At 48.9% G+C, this 2,039-nt stretch carries 2 tRNA genes and 1 rRNA gene; all 3 read left to right on the top strand.

Annotation, left to right across the window (positions count from 1 at the left end):
• Positions 1 to 89 precede the first annotated feature (89 nt).
• Positions 90 to 1,627: ribosomal RNA gene (locus MF4640_RS18590) — 16S ribosomal RNA — on the top strand.
• 61 nt (positions 1,628 to 1,688) lie between these two features.
• A tRNA-Ile gene (locus MF4640_RS18585) sits at positions 1,689 to 1,765 on the top strand.
• A gap of 67 nt (positions 1,766 to 1,832) precedes the next feature.
• A tRNA-Ala gene (locus MF4640_RS18580) sits at positions 1,833 to 1,908 on the top strand.
• Positions 1,909 to 2,039 lie beyond the last annotated feature (131 nt).

Below are 2,039 nucleotides of genomic sequence, written 5' to 3'. Positions count from 1 at the left end.
ATGGTAAAAATTACTCGAAGTTTATTTGAGAAATATTTGTCAGAAAATTGATGAGCCAAGATTTGTAGCCATAAGCTACTAATGATTTTTAACTGAAGAGTTTGATCATGGCTCAGATTGAACGCTGGCGGCAGGCTTAACACATGCAAGTCGAGCGGGGTGATGTAGCTTGCTACATTACCTAGCGGCGGACGGGTGAGTAATGCTTAGGAATCTGCCTATTAGTGGGGGACAACATTCCGAAAGGAATGCTAATACCGCATACGCCCTACGGGGGAAAGCAGGGGATCTTCGGACCTTGCGCTAATAGATGAGCCTAAGTCAGATTAGCTAGTTGGTGGGGTAAAGGCCTACCAAGGCGACGATCTGTAGCGGGTCTGAGAGGATGATCCGCCACACTGGGACTGAGACACGGCCCAGACTCCTACGGGAGGCAGCAGTGGGGAATATTGGACAATGGGCGAAAGCCTGATCCAGCCATGCCGCGTGTGTGAAGAAGGCCTTTTGGTTGTAAAGCACTTTAAGCGAGGAGGAGGCTACCGAGATTAATACTCTTGGATAGTGGACGTTACTCGCAGAATAAGCACCGGCTAACTCTGTGCCAGCAGCCGCGGTAATACAGAGGGTGCGAGCGTTAATCGGATTTACTGGGCGTAAAGCGTGCGTAGGCGGCTTCTTAAGTCGGATGTGAAATCCCTGAGCTTAACTTAGGAATTGCATTCGATACTGGGAAGCTAGAGTATGGGAGAGGATGGTAGAATTCCAGGTGTAGCGGTGAAATGCGTAGAGATCTGGAGGAATACCGATGGCGAAGGCAGCCATCTGGCCTAATACTGACGCTGAGGTACGAAAGCATGGGGAGCAAACAGGATTAGATACCCTGGTAGTCCATGCCGTAAACGATGTCTACTAGCCGTTGGGGCCTTTGAGGCTTTAGTGGCGCAGCTAACGCGATAAGTAGACCGCCTGGGGAGTACGGTCGCAAGACTAAAACTCAAATGAATTGACGGGGGCCCGCACAAGCGGTGGAGCATGTGGTTTAATTCGATGCAACGCGAAGAACCTTACCTGGTCTTGACATAGTAAGAACTTTCCAGAGATGGATTGGTGCCTTCGGGAACTTACATACAGGTGCTGCATGGCTGTCGTCAGCTCGTGTCGTGAGATGTTGGGTTAAGTCCCGCAACGAGCGCAACCCTTTTCCTTATTTGCCAGCGGGTTAAGCCGGGAACTTTAAGGATACTGCCAGTGACAAACTGGAGGAAGGCGGGGACGACGTCAAGTCATCATGGCCCTTACGACCAGGGCTACACACGTGCTACAATGGTCGGTACAAAGGGTTGCTACCTAGCGATAGGATGCTAATCTCAAAAAGCCGATCGTAGTCCGGATTGGAGTCTGCAACTCGACTCCATGAAGTCGGAATCGCTAGTAATCGCGGATCAGAATGCCGCGGTGAATACGTTCCCGGGCCTTGTACACACCGCCCGTCACACCATGGGAATTTGTTGCACCAGAAGTAGGTAGTCTAACCGCAAGGAGGACGCTTACCACGGTGTGGCCGATGACTGGGGTGAAGTCGTAACAAGGTAGCCGTAGGGGAACCTGCGGCTGGATCACCTCCTTAACGAAAGATTGACGATTGGTAAGAATCCACAACAAGTTGTTCTTCATGACGATGTATCTGAGGGTCTGTAGCTCAGTTGGTTAGAGCACACGCTTGATAAGCGTGGGGTCACAAGTTCAAGTCTTGTCAGACCCACCAAATCTGACTAACAAGCATTGTTAAATGCTGAATACAGAAAACAGAAACATTGACTTATTGATAAGCTGGGGACTTAGCTTAGTTGGTAGAGCGCCTGCTTTGCACGCAGGAGGTCAGGAGTTCGACTCTCCTAGTCTCCACCATATATTATAGAATTTAGTAAGTTGAAGCTTATTAACTTCTGTGATTTATCACAGTTTCCTGACCTGACGAAGGCTGGAAAAATCATTAACAGAATATATTTGAGTTGAAATAATTTGTTCATACTCGTTTT

It is taken from the genome of Acinetobacter sp. MF4640, from assembly GCF_002018895.1.
Taxonomy (GTDB): Bacteria; Pseudomonadota; Gammaproteobacteria; order Pseudomonadales; family Moraxellaceae; genus Acinetobacter; species Acinetobacter johnsonii.
Note: the sequence above shows the minus strand (reverse complement) of the source record. Positions and strands in the feature narration are given on the sequence as shown.